General features: G+C 38.9%; 13 protein-coding genes and 1 pseudogene. 9 read left to right on the forward strand and 5 right to left on the reverse strand.

Annotated features, from left to right (window positions below; genetic code table 11):
- Positions 1–2 precede the first annotated feature (2 nt).
- The 3 genes from MB14_RS11480 to MB14_RS11490 all read right to left on the reverse strand — a co-directional run bounded on the left by MB14_RS11480 (position 3) and on the right by MB14_RS11490 (position 1,368).
- Positions 3–326, reverse strand: a complete 324-nt coding sequence (locus MB14_RS11480; RefSeq protein WP_062591718.1) for an ArsR/SmtB family transcription factor — start codon at positions 324–326, stop codon at positions 3–5.
- 80 nt (positions 327–406) lie between these two features.
- The gene (locus tag MB14_RS11485) at positions 407–862 is read right to left on the reverse strand and encodes a GNAT family N-acetyltransferase (RefSeq protein WP_062591720.1); all 456 of its coding nucleotides are present in this window, start codon (positions 860–862) and stop codon (positions 407–409) included.
- Complete coding sequence (locus tag MB14_RS11490; RefSeq protein WP_062591722.1) at positions 859–1,368, reverse strand: GNAT family N-acetyltransferase; 510 nt, start codon at positions 1,366–1,368, stop codon at positions 859–861. The genes MB14_RS11485 and MB14_RS11490 overlap by 4 nt, the downstream gene beginning before the upstream one ends.
- Positions 1,369–1,511: 143 nt before the next feature.
- Between MB14_RS11490 and MB14_RS11495 the strand changes: the two genes are divergently transcribed.
- Positions 1,512–2,087, forward strand: a complete 576-nt coding sequence (locus tag MB14_RS11495; protein ID WP_062591724.1) for a DUF922 domain-containing protein — start codon at positions 1,512–1,514, stop codon at positions 2,085–2,087.
- A gap of 27 nt (positions 2,088–2,114) precedes the next feature.
- Here MB14_RS11495 and MB14_RS11500 read toward each other — a convergent pair whose 3' ends face one another.
- On the reverse strand, positions 2,115–3,044 hold the full coding sequence (locus MB14_RS11500) for a bile acid:sodium symporter family protein (RefSeq protein ID WP_062591726.1): 930 nt from the start codon (positions 3,042–3,044) through the stop codon (positions 2,115–2,117).
- A gap of 241 nt (positions 3,045–3,285) precedes the next feature.
- A complete protein-coding gene (locus MB14_RS11505; protein ID WP_062591728.1) occupies positions 3,286–4,299 on the reverse strand; it encodes a pirin family protein in 1,014 nt (337 codons plus the stop codon).
- 152 nt (positions 4,300–4,451) lie between these two features.
- On the opposite strand from MB14_RS11505, the gene MB14_RS11510 reads away from it, so the two are divergent.
- The 8 genes and pseudogenes from MB14_RS11510 (at position 4,452) to infC (ending at position 16,287) form a co-directional block, all read left to right on the forward strand.
- Positions 4,452–4,919, forward strand: a complete 468-nt coding sequence (locus MB14_RS11510; protein ID WP_062591730.1) for a hypothetical protein — start codon at positions 4,452–4,454, stop codon at positions 4,917–4,919.
- Positions 4,920–5,096: 177 nt separating this feature from the next.
- Positions 5,097–6,962 carry a DNA topoisomerase IV subunit B gene (locus MB14_RS11515; RefSeq protein ID WP_062301759.1) on the forward strand — a complete coding sequence of 622 codons (1,866 nt, stop codon included), beginning with the start codon at positions 5,097–5,099 and terminating at the stop codon, positions 6,960–6,962.
- Between the two features lie 39 nt (positions 6,963–7,001).
- A pseudogene (locus MB14_RS11520) lies at positions 7,002–7,381 on the forward strand (GxxExxY protein).
- Between the two features lie 51 nt (positions 7,382–7,432).
- A complete protein-coding gene (locus MB14_RS11525) occupies positions 7,433–10,138 on the forward strand; it encodes a DNA gyrase/topoisomerase IV subunit A (protein WP_062591732.1) in 2,706 nt (901 codons plus the stop codon).
- Between the two features lie 157 nt (positions 10,139–10,295).
- Positions 10,296–10,979, forward strand: a complete 684-nt coding sequence (locus MB14_RS11530) for a TrmH family RNA methyltransferase (RefSeq protein ID WP_246032583.1) — start codon at positions 10,296–10,298, stop codon at positions 10,977–10,979.
- A 77-nt stretch (positions 10,980–11,056) separates the two neighbouring features.
- On the forward strand, positions 11,057–13,546 hold the full coding sequence (locus MB14_RS11535) for a DUF5686 and carboxypeptidase-like regulatory domain-containing protein (protein ID WP_062591736.1): 2,490 nt from the start codon (positions 11,057–11,059) through the stop codon (positions 13,544–13,546).
- A gap of 146 nt (positions 13,547–13,692) precedes the next feature.
- A complete protein-coding gene (thrS, locus tag MB14_RS11540) occupies positions 13,693–15,648 on the forward strand; it encodes a threonine--tRNA ligase (protein WP_062591738.1) in 1,956 nt (651 codons plus the stop codon).
- Between the two features lie 93 nt (positions 15,649–15,741).
- A complete protein-coding gene (gene infC / locus MB14_RS11545) occupies positions 15,742–16,287 on the forward strand; it encodes a translation initiation factor IF-3 (RefSeq protein WP_053224449.1) in 546 nt (181 codons plus the stop codon).
- The last annotated feature ends 27 nt before the right edge of the window (positions 16,288–16,314 follow it).

Raw genomic sequence — 16,314 nt, forward strand, 5'->3', positions numbered from 1 at the left:
TCTTAATTATCTGTTTTATACTGTTTCATTATAGCTTCTAGTTTATTGAATCGGTCGTCCCAAAGTTTACGGAAGGGCTCAATGAAATCTGCGATTTCTTTCACCTTTTGTGGATTGAGATGATAGTTGATTTCTCGTCCAATTTGCTCTTTCTCTAGAAGTTCGCATTCAGTTAGAATTTGTAAATGCTTTGAAACCGTTGGTCTAGCAGTATCAAAATTTGAGGCGATGGCGCCTGCTGTCATCGACTGTGAGGCCACCAAAACAAGAATGGCTCTTCTTGTTGGGTCGGCTATGGCCTGAAATACATCTCGTCTTAAATTCATTATGTAGCTATTTGGCTACAAATATATATGTAGTTATTTAGCTACGCAAATTTTGACAAAAAATATGGATAGTGTGAAAATTAAGAGAGCTCCATTTTCATCAGCGGTAAAAACCTACCTTTGGGTAAGCTTTCTTTTTGAGCATACGTGACAAAGCCTTGACTGGCATAGAATGCTTCGGCATTGGGGTCTGCTTCTACGATAATGGGTTTGTTATTGAATACTACTTTTTCAATGCAGAAGGAGAAGAGCAGTTTACCAAAACCATTACCAATGTACATTGGTTCAACCCAAAGGTTCGTGACATCATAAACTTCGGTTGATTCTTGAATGGCGCAAAAGCCAATAATTCTTTCATCCAGTACCAGTTTGTAAATCTGCTGTTTTTCAAAATCAGTTTCGGTGAGTAAGAGGTCGTCTCTCCAAAGCTCCATCCATTCTTCGGGGTAGCCCCAATGCTTTTTAGATGCAAAAGAGACACAATTGAGTTCATTAATGTCTTCGATTTGGGCTAGTATGATTTCAGTAGAATTCACCGGTAGCTGATAGAGAATAGTAAATCGTTACTTTCTTTAGTGTACTTTTCGTTGTACTGTCTTTCCAATCCGATTTTCTGTAATAGACGTTGAGAAGTGATATTTTTTGAACTTGTAATGGCCAAAATGGTCTTAAATCCCAGTCTATTTTTTCCATAGTCAAGCATGGCTTTGGCCGCTTCGGAAGTGTAGCCTTTGTCTTCGTGTTTGGGCAGAATCGCATAACCGATATCAGGATGATCAAGGAAATCGCGCTGCAAAAACCCACACAGACCAATAGGGGAGTTGTCTTGTTTTAAAATGACTTTGTACAGCCCAAACCCCATCTGCTTATAGCTTTTGGTTAGTGTATTATGAATATAGTTTTCGGCATCGGTTAGCGATTCAATTCCACGGTCACCAATAAATTCAATCCAGTTAGGACTGTTCAATAAAGTGAGAATAAATACTTGATCGTCAGGAGTACCTTCTTCTAAACGTAAACGTTCTGTTTCTAAAACAATCATGTTAAAAATAATGTCGTTTTAATATAACAGATACATTTCAGAAATGTGGTATTCCAGTTATACGCGTTGACACTGTGTCCACTTTTGAATGCTAAATAATGCTAAATATTTCCCTCAATCTTTGAATGAATTGGAGAAGTTAAATGGTTAAAGTAGTTTTCGGTATGAACAGTCGTTTGCCAAAGCTGTATTGGGTGTTTTTCTTTATTACTTTAGGAATACCTGCTTATGGGCAATTGGAGGAATCAATTGAAGCGGATGTAATGATTGAATGGAGTGAGTCTCGTCCGTTAGAATGGAAAGATTACACTTATAGGCGCATTCGACTTAAGGGAAGTATGGCCTTAACTATGGTAAAACATTCTGTGAAGGGATATATGAGAAATGGGTTGCCAGAGTTTGAAATCAAAGTACTTTTTAGAAAACCCCACTCTTGGACATCGGACACTACTAACTTAGAACTTCTAGGGCATGAACAATTGCATTTTGATATAGCAGAGCTTTACAGAAGGAAAATAGAGCAAGAAATCATTAAGCTTCAACAGAAACAAGAAAAAAATGCCACTGTTTATAAAGCAGAGATAAAGCGTATTTTGGCTGAATTTAATGCTTATTCAAGACGGTATGATAGGGAAAGTAACCATGGAAAGCATAAGTCTGAACAAGCCCGGTGGAAACAAGAAGTATTAAACAGTTTGAAGGGTATTCAAATTAATTAATTAAAATATGAATGTATTTAAATATGTTTAATTAATAACTTGTTCTGATTTATTTGTTGAACGCTTTGAACGGTAGGCAAAAAGCGAGGCGATGATATAGCCAGAGAAAATATCCCAAACACCCCACCAAGCAGCAATAAGCGCCATTGGTCCATTTCCGTCAAAGAAATTAAAGATGAGCACCAGCGCAAGACCTCCATTTTGAACCCCGGTTTCTATAGAAATTGTTCTGCAGTCCTGTTCGTTATTTTTGAAGAGCTTTCCAGTGAAATAACCAATTCCTAGAGCCATCAGGTTGTGGAGTAATACCAGCGCAACTACATAATGAATGTAGTTTTTGAAAACATCTAAGTTATCTACAGTAGCAACTGCAATAAAAGCCATTAGGATAACAAAGGAAATTACTTTTACAGGTTTTTCTATCATGCCTGCAATTTTGGGTGCTTTGCTACTTACAAGCAGTCCAAGCAGGAGGGGAAATACTAAAATCAGAAATACCGTTTTAAACATGTCTGTAAAACTCAGGCCTATGCTTTTTATGATTTCAGATGTTTCTGGCGATAAATTACCCCAAAAACTAAAGTTAAATGGAGTAGCAAATGCAGCAACAACGGTAGCAATTGCTGTAAGCGTAACAGATAATGCGATATTTCCCTTTCCTACCATTGAATAGAAATTAGAAACATTACCACCAGGGCAGGCAGCTACTAAAATCATTCCCAAGGCCAATCCCGGATGGGGCTTAATTAAAAAGATCAATAAAAAGGTGAAAGCCGGAAGCAGGATAAACTGACTTGCCAAACCAGTGAAAACAGCCTTTTTGTTATTGATGAGGCTAATGAAGTTGTCTTTTTTAAGGTTTAGGGCAACGCCAAACATGATAAACCCTAGACAAAAATTCAGAAGGCCAACGCTGTCATTGCTAAAGTTAATTCGGACTTGTTCGAGTGTAGACATCCGCCAAAACTAAAGAAGAACACGGTGATAACAAATTTGATTTCGTGAGGTGAATAAACTTAAATTCTACTTTCCTTATAAAGAAGAATTCACCAATTTCGCATCAAATTAAAAAGCTATGTTGATTATCGGTTTTGTATTGGCCCTTTTTGTATTTGCCATCATTTCGCCATCTATTCTTCCTAACAAGAAAGTAAGTAATCATAAGAAAGACTGGGAGGTTTAAATTACACCTCTTTTTCTACTTTATTTCTTCTCTTCCGTCTGCATGTAAGGCAAAGCGACCTCTCCCTTGCTCATGGGTGTGATCGTGTTTAGCCCAAGGCCAACCACCAAATTGAGTGTTTTGGTATTCATTCATGGCCTGCTGAATTTCTGCATTACTATTCATTACAAACGGACCGTATTGTGCTACTGGTTCGCCTATTGGTTTTCCTTGCAACATCAACAGTTTAGACTCTTCTTTTCCATTCAGTAGCGTTGTGGCTTTTGTAGGGTCTAGTTTAATCATGTTGCCTCTTTTCACGGTGCTTCCATCTATTTCCATGTCTTCACCAGCGTAGAAATACAAACTTCTATTGACCCCAGCTGAAGCCGTTGGTAATTGCCACTCCGCATTCGGAGACAACACAATTGTTAAAATAGCTACTTCGTTTTCAGGGTTGGCTGCCCAAGAATCTGGTGCAGGAGAGGGTGATGTATAGTTCCCAATCTTACCATTGATGACATTCACCTTGGTTGTGTTTCCTTGAGAGTCGATATGATTGAAAACGGGAATGTCTTCGTGCCAAAGCATAGCGAAATGCGGCTCCACCATTTTATTGGCTTTTGGCAGATTCAACCAAATCTGAAAAAGCACCAAAGGATTTTCCTCAGTTTCATTCAGCAATGGAAACATTTCTGAATGCTGAACACCTTTGCCAGCCGTCATCCATTGTACATCACCGTTACCAAATCGGCCAGCAGCACCAAGTGAATCGGAATGATCTACTAATCCTTTTTCTGCTATGGTTACGGTTTCGAAACCACGATGGGGGTGAGCAGGAAAACCAGGTACGTTTTGCCCGTGGTACATACTCCAGCCATCCTTTCCTGCAAAGTCCGAACCTAAGTTCCTCCCTGAAAGGTTTGCATTTGGTCCCATTTGACCATTCCCTTTTGGGTAATTGTCTTTATGAAAAGCACAGAAAAGAAAGGGATCGCTTGTTTGCCATGGGAATGTCAAAGCTTGTACGGATAGAATAGAGTTGCTCATAATTTCTTATTTAGATGTACCAACATGTAAATTATTCAGAAGGTTTCCTTTTTGTTTTCAGTAATTAAATTCTGAATGAATACAGTCAATATACGCTGATATCCATGCCTTAAATGATAACAATTGTTATCTTCGCGCCAAATTAAAATCGAATGGACAAGTTAGTTGGGTTTATAAGAACGGCAAGTTATCTCACCTTTTTGGCCGCCCTTATCTGGGCTTATGCTTCTTTGGCAGGTCAGGTCTCTTATAGGTTCGATGGTGATGGGTCGGCCCTACAACTTGTAGATAGAAACACTTTCTTTTTTTCAAGTGTAATTATCTTTCTGGTGGCCAATGTAATCTGTGTGTCATTTATCAAAGTGCTTAAGAAAATTAAGACCTCAGATGAAGGTGTTGGGATTCGAAATAAAGGACTTAAAACAGATATAATCACATGGGTAAGAGGTTTTGCCGGAATCCTGAATATCATGTTCACCACAATTGTATTCTTCATAGGCTACATGAATATGAACGAACTCAAACTAGATGTTTTAAGCATTTATCTTTATATAGGGCCAATCCTGTTGGTGTTTTGGTTTTTCTACTTGGTTAAAATTCTTTCGGTACGAAGAAACTAAAAGATAAAAATAACTCACCTCATATTTATCTTTACTTGACTTTCAATTCCTTAAACTGTTTTAAGGTTTTTATAGGGCAAAGTCAATAGTGACTTTTTAGTTTTTATATTTTAACTTCCGCCTTAATTTGTGCGGAACAGTACAGAATTTCTACTTGAATCTTATTGGAGTTTTTGAATGGCGAATGAAGTAGCAAACTACACCGAGGATAGTATTCGGTCCCTCGATTGGAAAGAACATATCAGACTTAGACCAGGAATGTACATCGGTAAATTGGGAGACGGTAGTGCCCAAGACGATGGAATTTATGTACTAGTAAAAGAAGTAATCGATAACAGTATTGACGAACACATGATGGGCTTTGGTAAAACCATCGATGTGAAAGTATCTGAACTTAAGGTGGAAGTCCGCGATTACGGTCGTGGTATTCCGCTCGGTAAAGTGGTCGATTGCGTTTCAAAAATCAACACGGGTGGTAAATATGACAGTGGTGCTTTTCAAAAGTCTGTTGGACTTAACGGAGTGGGTACAAAAGCCGTAAATGCACTTTCTAGTTTTTTCAAGGTACAATCTTATCGCGATGGCCGCACCAAAGTAGCCGAATTTGAAAGGGGAGAAATTAAGAATGATGAACCCGAAACAACGAGCAGTGGCCGAAACGGAACCCTGATCGTTTTCAGGCCCGATGATACCATTTTCAAAAATTACCATTTCATTCCAGAATACCTCGATGATTTGATTTGGAACTACAGTTTCTTGAACGCTGGACTCACTATAAATTTCAACGGAACTAAATACCATTCAGAAAAAGGGCTTTACGATCTGCTTTTAAGAAAAACCAATGCCGACAGTTTAAGATATCCTGTTATTCACCTTAAGGGAGAAGACATTGAAATCGCTATGTCGCATAGCAATCAGTATGGTGAGGATTACTATTCGTTTGTAAATGGGCAATATACCACTCAGGGGGGAACGCATCAAGCGGCTTTTAGAGAAGCTGTTGTGAAAACCGTTAGAGAATTCTATAACAAGAACTTTGAAGCCACCGATGTTCGCGCCTCTATCGTAGGTGCGATTGCCGTTAGGGTACAAGAACCTGTTTTCGAGTCGCAGACCAAAACCAAACTAGGTTCACAAAATGTGGCGCCTGATGGCCCAACCATGAGAACTTTTGTAAACGACTTTGTTAAAAAAGCACTTGACGATTTTTTACACAAAAACCCAGACACTGCTAACCTGCTACTAAAGAGAATTCTTCAGTCAGAACGTGAAAGAAAGGAGATAGCAGGAATTAAGAAATTGGCGAATGAAAGGGCAAAGAAGGCCAATCTACATAATAAAAAGCTTAGAGATTGCCGTATTCACCTCGATGATAAGAAGGGTGATGATGACTTGAGAAACGCGACTACATTGTTCATTACCGAAGGGGATTCTGCCAGTGGTTCAATTACAAAATCTAGAAATGTGCAAACTCAGGCCGTATTTAGTTTGAGAGGAAAGCCTTTAAACTGTTACGGATATTCTAAAAAGGTAGTGTATGAAAATGAAGAGTTTAACCTTCTTCAACATGCACTAAATATTGAAGATGGACTAGAAGGTTTACGCTATGATAAAATCGTAATTGCCACCGATGCCGATGTAGACGGAATGCATATTCGTCTGTTACTCCTTACGTATTTCCTTCAGTTTTTTCCTGATTTAGTAAGAAGAGGTCATGTCTATATTTTAGAAACACCTTTGTTTAGGGTTCGAAATAAGAAGGAAACAATTTATTGCTATAGCGAAGAAGAAAAGCAGACGGCTGTGGCTAAGCTTGGCAATAAACCTGAAATCACACGATTCAAAGGTTTAGGGGAAATTTCGCCCGAAGAATTCAAAGGCTTTATTAATGCCGAAATGCGTTTAGAACCTATCATTCTAAGAAAGGATACCAGCATTGAGGAGTTGCTTAAGTTCTATATGGGTAAAAACACACCAGATCGTCAAAACTTCATCATCGACCGCCTAAAAGTTGAGAAGGACTTGGTGACAGAAACTGTTTAACGATTTTTTAACCGCAATGAACGCAAAGAGACGCGAAGAATGACTATTGAGGATATTATATCGAACGATGTAATTGGAGCAGCAATTAGAGTCCATAAGGCTTTGGGGCCTGGTTTATTGGAATCGGTTTACCAATCTTGCTTATGTCACGAGTTGAGATTGATGGACTACAAGGTTGAATTAGAAAAGCAATGCCAATAGTCTATGATAGTATTGAACTAGATTGTGGCTATAGGCTTGATCTAGTTGTAGATGAAACTGTAATTATTGAGGTGAAATCAGTTCAAAAGTTAAATGAGATTCATTTAGCACAAGTACTTACTTACCTTAAACTTTCAAATTTGAAACTTGGACTTTTAATTAACTTTAATTCCTTATTGCTTAAAGACGGAGTAAAAAGAGTAGTAAATAACCTTTAACCCTTAGCGGTTCTCTGCGCACTTTGCGGTTAAAAAGAATACCATAAATAAATGACTGAGAATACTGAAGAATTGAACAACGGAGAGGAGAGAGGGCTACAGGAAGTAAGGCCGGTTTCTGGCATGTACGAAGACTGGTTTCTCGATTATGCTTCGTATGTAATTTTAGAAAGGGCTGTGCCGGCCATTGAGGATGGTTATAAACCTGTGCAACGTAGGATTCTCCATGCCATGAAGGAGATGGACGATGGTCGTTTCAATAAAGTGGCCAACGTAATTGGACAAACCATGCAGTATCACCCGCATGGAGATGCTTCCATTGGTGATGCCATTGTAAACATAGGTCAGAAAGATTTACTGATTGAAACTCAAGGAAACTGGGGCGATATCCGTACAGGTGACAGTGCAGCTGCGGCAAGGTATATTGAAGCCAGGCTTTCTAGATTTGCGTTAGAAGTTGTTTTCAACCCACAAACTACCAACTGGCAGCTTTCTTATGATGGACGTAAAAAGGAGCCGGTTACATTGCCTGTTAAATTCCCAATGCTTTTGGCGCAGGGGGTTGAGGGAATCGCAGTAGGCCTTTCTACCAAAATTCTTCCACACAATTTTATTGAGCTTATTCAAGCCACTATTAAGGTATTGCAGGGTAAAAATGTAAAGCTGTACCCTGATTTCCCTACGGGTGGTATGGCCGATTTCTCAGAATACAACGATGGTTTGCGAGGTGGTAAAATTAAGGTAAGAGCCAAAATTCATGAAGAAGATAAGAAGAGCCTAATTATTAAAGATATTCCCTTCGGAACAACAACAACGAGCGTGATTGACTCGATTATTAAGGCCAACGACAAAGGGAAAATCAAGATTAAAAAGGTAGTAGATAACACTGCCGAAGATGTAGAGATCTACATCGAATTGGCACCAGGTCAGTCGCCTAATATTACCATTGATGCACTTTATGCATTTACCGATTGCGAGGTGAGTATTTCACCAAACTGCTGTGTAATTATTGAAGACAAGCCTCATTTTATTGGGGTTACAGAGGTACTGAAAATTTGCACCAATCAGACGGTAGATTTATTAAAACGAGAGCTTGAAATTAGAAAAGGCGAACTCCTCGAAAAGCTTCTTTTCTCTTCATTAGAAAAGATTTTTATTGAAAATAGAATCTACCGCGATATTGAAGAATGTGAAACTTGGGAGGCTGTAATTGCTACAATCGATAAAGGTTTAGATCCATTTAAGCCTGATTTCTATCGTGAAATTACTGAAGAGGATATCGTTCGACTTACGGAAATCAAGATCAAACGAATTTCAAAATTCGATGCTTTTAAAGCTGATGAATTGATGAAACGTCTTCAAGATGAACTGGCTGAGGTAGAATATAATTTGGCTAACCTGGTAGAGTATGCGATTGCTTACCACGAAAAATTACTAGAAAAATTCGGGAAGGGCAGGGAGCGTAAAACAGAAATCAAGTCATTCGAAAGTATTGCAGCAACCGTTGTAGCGGCCAATAATGCCAAGCTCTATGTAAACCGTGCCGAGGGTTTTATCGGTTACGGAATGAAAAAGGACGAGTTTGTTTGCGATTGCTCCGATATTGATGATGTCATCGTATTCCGTAAGGATGGGAAATTCCAGGTGGTTCGAATCTCTGACAAAATATTTGTAGGTAAAGATATTATTCATGTGGCTGTGTTCAATAAGAATGACGAACGCATGGTATATAATATGATTTACCTCGATGGAAAAACTGGCCGAAGTATGGTTAAGCGATTCCAAGTGTTGGGCGTTACCCGCGACAAGGAATATGACCTCACGAAAGGTGAACGAGGATCAAAAGTGCTTTACTTTACCGCCAATCCAAATGGCGAAGCTGAGCTTGTAACGATCTACCTTACCTCTGGTTGCAAAGCGAGAGTCAAAGTGTTCGACTTTGATTTTTCTGAAATTGAGATCAAGGGAAGAGGTGCTGGAGGAAATATAGCAACCAGATACCCCGTGCGCAAAATTCAACTCAAAATGGAAGGTAAATCTACTTTGGGTGGTTTAGACATTTGGTACGATGATTCAATAGGGCGTATTAATCGAGATGAACGCGGAACCCATTTAGGCAATTTCCAAAGTGAGGATAAAATTTTGGTGATCTACGATACCGGAGAATATGAGCTCACTTCATTTGAGTTGACCAATCGCTACGAAGCAGGTAAAATTATGCTGATTGAAAAGTTCGATCCAGAAGGTGTTATTTCGGCTATTCACTACGATCCCGATGCCCAATATCATTTGGTAAAACGTTTTCAAATTGAAACCAGCACAATGGATAAAAAATTTGGTTTCATAAGCGAAGATAAAGGAGCCAAGTTGCTTTTAGCCACTACAGTGCCGCAGCCTCAAGTGGAGGTAACTTACACAGTGAAAGGGGCTAAGGAAAGACAAACCATGACTGTTGATTTGGACATGGTGATTGATGTGAAAGGCTGGAAGGCCATGGGGAATAAAATTTCTCAACATTCAGTGAAAAAAGTGACTTTGCTGAACAGCAAGGATAAGGCGAAGGCCAACAAGTCGGAGGCCAAAACACAAGCGGATAATCCTGACCAAAGCCCAACGCCAAAAGCAGTTGACCAAAATGAGGTGAAAACTGAAGCACCGAAGTCAGATGCTCCAAAGCCAGAACAGACCAAAGAAGATAAGCCAAAGGGTAAAGAAGGCGGTGGTTTTAATGTAGGCGAAACCATCGATCTATTTTAAAGAATAGGGGTAAATCCCTGAACAACTGTTTTTTAGCTGTAAGCATGTTAAAACGTGCCAAAGGTTGAAGGATATTGTTTGTGAAATTAAAAGCTATCAGTAAAACGCTGGTAGCTTTTGTTTTTCATTACTTTTGCGATCTAATTCAATAAGTGTTTTGCAGGCAGAACTTATAAAAATTCTTGAAGAATTCGTTACCGAGAATAAGGTCAACCTTATTAATAAGGTGCTTTCTGAACGTACAAGGCATTTAACCGTGGTGTTAGAAGATGTCTATCATTCGCACAATGCCAGTGCAGTTTTAAGAACTTGCGATTGCTTTGGAGTACAAGATTTACATATCAGTCAGAAACTTCACGACTACCACGTCAACCCAAATATTGTGCGTGGCGCATCCAATTGGGTTACATTGCACAAATACGACAGGGGAGAACAAAGTAGCTCGAACTGCTTAAACGATTTAAGAGAAAAAAAATATAGGCTAGTTGGTACAACCCCAGACCAGAATTCTACATCTATACATGAGTTAGATATTACTGAAAAAACCGCCATCATTTTCGGGACTGAATTGGAAGGTATTTCAGACAATACAAAAAATGAAGTAGATGAACTGGTTCACATTCCCATGTACGGCTTCACAGAGTCATTTAATATGTCGGTAAGTGTGGCTATGGTTTTACAAGATTTGGTCAGAAGACTTCGCGAAAGCGATGTGCAATGGCATTTGACAGAAAAAGAAAAAGAAGACCTTAAATTCGAATGGTACCAACGCATTGTGAAGAGGTCAGATCTCCATATAAAAAACTATATGAAGGAACATTCTATTAATAATAATGGTTGACGACAGAATATGAATAGGTCAGTATACTTTTTAAGCCAACCAGCGTTAAGCACTAATAACCTCAGAAACTCAAGAGTTTGAAATCAAAACATATTTTTACACTGCTGCTCTGCTTTACCACAAGTTTGGTCTTTGCGCAGCAAACCATTATTCGAGGTAAAGTAACCGATGCCGAAACTGGTGACCCAGTACCCTATGCTACTGTGGTTATTCAGGGAACCCAGATAGGAATGGCTACCGATTTTGACGGTAACTATGAACTTAAAGGGGAAGCCGAATCAGATACTGTCCTTTTCTCTTATGTGGGTTACGAAACCCGAAAGAAACTCTACGAGAAAGGGGTTACGCAAGTAATCAATGTTCAGTTGCAACCAAAGGCCACCAGTTTGGCTGATTTCGTAGTGCTGTCCGATAAGGCCGAAAACCCTGCCTTTGAGATTATGCGCAGCGTAATAGATAACAAAAATAAGAATGACAAAAGAAGACTTGAGGCATACGAATACGAGTCGTATAACAAGATTGAAATCGATGTAGATAATATTACAGAAGAGTTCAGAAAGAAGAAGTACATGCAAAAAGTGACTTCAGTACTCGATAGTATCGACATTATTGCTGGCGAAGATGGCAAGCCAATTCTGCCGCTTTTTATTTCAGAATCACTTTCAAAATTCTATTTCAGGTCTAACCCTAGGCTACAGAAAGAACAAATCATTAAAACTAAAATCACCGGAATCGGAATCGAAGACGGTTCACTGATTTCTCAAGTAATAGGTTCATCATTTCAGGAATATAATTTCTACCAAAACCGAATGAACATCGTGGAAAAAGAGTTCGCCTCACCAATAGGAGATGGCTGGCGATTGATCTATGATTATGATCTAACCGATAGCGTGAGTTTAGAGGGTGAGTTCTGCTACGTGCTTGATTTCAAGCCAAAAAATGATCAGGAATTGGCCTTTATAGGCACCATGTGGATTGCCAAAGCAGATTTTGGTTTGAAGCGAATGGACGCGACTATGCAACCTACAGCCAACCTGAATTTTATAGAAAAAATCAAGATACAACAGGAGCTTGAGCGAATGGAAGGCGGAGCTTGGCTTCCTGTAAAGTCAAGAATTTTGATTGATGTATCAGAAATCACAAAGAAATCAGCTGGTTTTTTGGCTAAGTTCTATTCTTCAAATAAAAACCTTGCGCTTACAGAACCTAAACCCAATAAGTTTTTTGAACGAACAATTGAATTAGAAGAAGATGCGCGAATTTCTGATGAACAGTTTTGGATAGAAAATAGACACGACTCCCTGACGACAACCGAGATCAGTGTAATTGCAATGATCGACTCCTTGAAGCAAATTCCCATTGTAAAAACTTGGACAGAGTTGCTCAAAACATTTGCTAGAGGTTATGTAGAAGTGGGACAATTAGACTTAGGGCCTTGGCCAGTGTTGGTTTCTTCAAACGATGTAGAAGGGTTTAGAACCCGCATTGGCGGAAGAACAAATGAACATTTCAGCTTAAAATGGCAACTCAATGGATATTTGGCTTATGGTTTCAAGGATAAAAATTTTAAATATGGTTTAGGAGCAACTCATTTTATTTCCAGAAAAAAATGGACGACCATTTCGGCCAACTATAGAAAGGATATCGACCAGCTAGGCTTGCAACCAGATGGAATAACAGACTTTGATGATGCAAATGCTTTTGTGGCATTAAGCCAGCTGGGGAATCTTATTCGCCCATTTGCCTATGAAACTTTTCAGGTGGATTTGACCAGTCAATTGTCTAAGCCTTTCTCTTTCAGTTTAAGGTTAAAAAACCAAGACTTCACTCCGCTGTATAATGGCTTTAGCTATTATACCGAGCCTTCGGATATTACCTCGCCAACTGGAACCGAGTTTACCAGCACTGAAGCTACTTTAAAGTTCAAATATGCTAAAGACGAAACCTTCATCATAAACGATAACAGTAGAATTAGTTTGGGAACTGTACGTTGGCCAACTTTTATTTTGGGGTACACGCATGGCTTTAAAGGCCCTTTAGGTGGTGATTTTGATTATAATAAACTCGATGTCGGAATTTCTCAACGGCTGAAAATGGGTTTTTGGGGTATTTCGCATTATCAAATTACGGCCAGTAAGGTTTTTGAAGACGTTCCGTATCCTTTGTTAACGGCTCATATTGGTAATGAGCAACCGGTTTATGCCAGTTTTGCTTTCAATACCATGAATTTCTACGAATTTGTAAGTCAGCAATATGTTTCCATGCGTTATCAGCATTTCTTCGAAGGCTTTATTTTAAATAGAATCCCGCTTTTGAAAAAGCTAAAGTGGAGGTTGGTGGCCAGCGGAAATGTGCTGTATGGTGACATCAGTGAGAGTACTTTGGCCGCGCAGCCCACGGTTGATTTCTTGAGCCTAGATCCGAATAAGCCGTATTCAGAGGTGGGAGTAGGGGTGGAAAATATCTTTAAATTTTTTAGAGTCGATTTTTTCCAGCGCCTTACCTATCTTGATAATCCAGATATTAAGAAAAGGCAAATAAAGGTGAGTTTTAATCTTTCACTTTAAACAAGCTCTTCATAAATTCTTTACTAAGAATTGATTGAGATTTGAGGCTTTGCCCAAAGGATTAACCTAAATAATATTGCATATTTGCGATTCGAAAGAATCATGAATCAAATCCAAATGGTTTGTAGCATTTGGTGAAATTAATTATGAGTGCAGAAAGTATAAAGATCACCCTTCCAGACGGAACTGTAAAAGAATTTGCCAAAGGAAGTTCAGCAATGGACGTAGCCTTAAGTATTAGTGAAGGTTTGGCCAGAAATGTATTGGCAGCCGAAGTGAATGGCGAGGTAAGAGATGCCAATAGACCTATAGAATCCGATTCGGATGTAAAACTATTAACGTGGAATAATGATGAAGGAAAGGCAACTTTTTGGCATTCATCTGCTCACTTAATGGCAGAAGCGCTAGAAGCTCTTTATCCTGGTATTAAGTTCGGAATTGGTCCATCAATTGAAAATGGTTTTTATTACGATGTTGATTTTGGTGAAGATCAAGAGTTTGACCATTCTCATTTAGAAAAAATTGAGGCCAAAATGTTAGAGTTGGCCCGTCAGAAAAATGAATACAAAAGATCAGAAGTAAGTAAAGCAGATGCAATTGCTTACTTCAAGGAAAAGGATGACGAATATAAGCTAGACCTTTTGGAAGGTTTAGAAGACGGTTCAATTACATTCTACCAACAAGGTAATTTTACTGATTTATGTCGTGGGCCTCATATTCCAAACACTGGTTTTATAAAGGCTGCTAAGGTGTTGAGTATTGCCGGAGCTTACTGGCGAGGTGACGAAAACAACAAGCAACTCACACGTTTGTATGGAATTACTTTTCCTAAACAAAAGGAATTGACTGAATACCTTCATATGCTGGAGGAAGCAAAAAAACGTGATCACAGAAAACTAGGTCAGGAATTGGAGCTCTTTACTTTTTCACAAAAAGTAGGATTAGGGCTTCCGCTTTGGTTACCTAAAGGAGCTAAGCTTCGCGAAAGACTAGAAACTTTTATGCGTAAGGCACAAGTAAAAGCTGGCTACGATCCTGTGGTTACTCCTCATATCGGTCATAAAAACTTATACGTGACTTCCGGTCATTATGAGAAATACGGAGCTGATTCATTTCAGCCTATAAAAACGCCTAACGAAGGCGAGGAGTTCTTGTTAAAACCAATGAACTGTCCTCATCATTGCGAAATATATAAATCAAAACCACGCTCATATAAGGAGCTGCCAGTTCGCTTAGCCGAATTTGGTACTGTTTATAGGTACGAACAAAGTGGAGAGTTACATGGTTTAACTCGTGTAAGAGGTTTTACTCAAGATGATGCTCATATTTTCTGTACCGAAGATCAGGTAAAAGAAGAGTTTATTAAGGTAATTGATTTAGTGCTTTATGTTTTTGAATCACTTGGTTTCGAGAACTTTACGGCTCAAATCTCTTTAAGAGATCCAGAAAATAAGCAAAAATATATTGGTAGCGATGAAGCTTGGCATAAGGCAGAGTCGGCCATTATTGAAGCAGCTGCAGAGAAAAATCTTAATACCGTAACCGAATTAGGTGAAGCCGCATTTTATGGCCCTAAGCTTGATTTTATGGTGAAAGATGCGCTAGGTAGAAAGTGGCAATTAGGAACAATTCAGGTAGATTACAACCTTCCTGAGCGTTTTGAATTAGAATACACTGGCTCAGATAACCAAAAGCATAGGCCGGTGATGATTCACAGAGCGCCTTTTGGTTCGCTAGAAAGATTTGTAGCGGTATTGATCGAGCATTGTGCAGGAGAGTTTCCACTTTGGTTAACACCAGATCAAGTAGCAATTCTTCCTATTTCTGAAAAGTATGCCGATTATGCTCAAGAATTATACAATAGGCTTCAGTCGGAAGATATTACAGGTTTTGTTGATCACAGAGATGAAAAGATTGGAAGAAAAATCCGTGATGCTGAAGTGAAAAAGATACCTTTGATGCTTATCGTTGGCGAAAAGGAAAGAGATAACAACGAAGTGGCCGTGAGAAGGCATGGTCAAGGTGACGTAGGTACTATGAGCATAGAATCATTTATTGATTATTTTGCCAAAGAGAAAGCCAAGTCGCTAAATATTCAATAATTTTACCTGCTTAATATCGGAGTATTGATTATTAGAAAATTATACCGATATTTGCAGTCATTTTAACAAAAGAAGGAGGTTAACATCGCAAAAATGAGGAGAAAATACCCCCCGAGAGGCAGGGTAGAAGAGCCATACAAAGTCAATCTTAAGATTCTTGCACCTAAGGTGCGGGTAGTTGGCGAGAACGTTGAAGTAGACGTCTATGATATAGATAAAGCACTTCAAATGGCTAGAGATCAAGGACTTGATCTGGTAGAGATTTCTCCCAAGGCAGACCCGCCTGTTTGTAAGATTGTTGACTACTCTAAGTTTAAGTATGATCAGAAGAAGAAGCAAAAGGAAATAAAGGCCAAGGCTTCTAAAACTGTGATTAAAGAAATCAGATTCGGTCCGAATACGGATGATCATGATTTCAACTTTAAGCTTAACCATGCTATAGGGTTTCTAAAAGACGGTTCAAAGGTTAAGGCCTATGTTCATTTTAGAGGAAGAACTATTGTGTATAAGGAAAGAGGTGAGATTTTATTATTGAAGTTTGCCCAAGCCTTAGAAGAATACGCAAAGGTTGAGCAGCTGCCTAAATTGGAAGGAAAAAGAATGTTTCTTTACCTTACTCCTAAGGCCATAAAAAAGTAGAACCAGTATTTATTAAATAAATTTAAA

The organism is Roseivirga ehrenbergii, assembly GCF_001593005.1.
Taxonomy (GTDB): Bacteria; Bacteroidota; Bacteroidia; order Cytophagales; family Cyclobacteriaceae; genus Roseivirga; species Roseivirga ehrenbergii.

What these genes read in the sequence shown, in the direction of transcription:
- MB14_RS11480 (WP_062591718.1), bottom strand. Translation starts at nt 326, where the DNA reads ATGAATTTAAGACGAGATGTATTTCAGGCCATAGCCGACCCAACAAGA.
- MB14_RS11510 (WP_062591730.1), top strand. Translation starts at nt 4,452, where the DNA reads ATGGACAAGTTAGTTGGGTTTATAAGAACGGCAAGTTATCTCACCTTT.
- MB14_RS11525 (WP_062591732.1), top strand. Translation starts at nt 7,433, where the DNA reads ATGACTGAGAATACTGAAGAATTGAACAACGGAGAGGAGAGAGGGCTA.
- MB14_RS11505 (WP_062591728.1), bottom strand. Translation starts at nt 4,299, where the DNA reads ATGAGCAACTCTATTCTATCCGTACAAGCTTTGACATTCCCATGGCAA.
- thrS (WP_062591738.1), top strand. Translation starts at nt 13,693, where the DNA reads ATGAGTGCAGAAAGTATAAAGATCACCCTTCCAGACGGAACTGTAAAA.
- MB14_RS11500 (WP_062591726.1), bottom strand. Translation starts at nt 3,044, where the DNA reads ATGTCTACACTCGAACAAGTCCGAATTAACTTTAGCAATGACAGCGTT.
- MB14_RS11515 (WP_062301759.1), top strand. Translation starts at nt 5,097, where the DNA reads ATGGCGAATGAAGTAGCAAACTACACCGAGGATAGTATTCGGTCCCTC.
- MB14_RS11490 (WP_062591722.1), bottom strand. Translation starts at nt 1,368, where the DNA reads ATGATTGTTTTAGAAACAGAACGTTTACGTTTAGAAGAAGGTACTCCT.
- infC (WP_053224449.1), top strand. Translation starts at nt 15,742, where the DNA reads ATGAGGAGAAAATACCCCCCGAGAGGCAGGGTAGAAGAGCCATACAAA.
- MB14_RS11495 (WP_062591724.1), top strand. Translation starts at nt 1,512, where the DNA reads ATGGTTAAAGTAGTTTTCGGTATGAACAGTCGTTTGCCAAAGCTGTAT.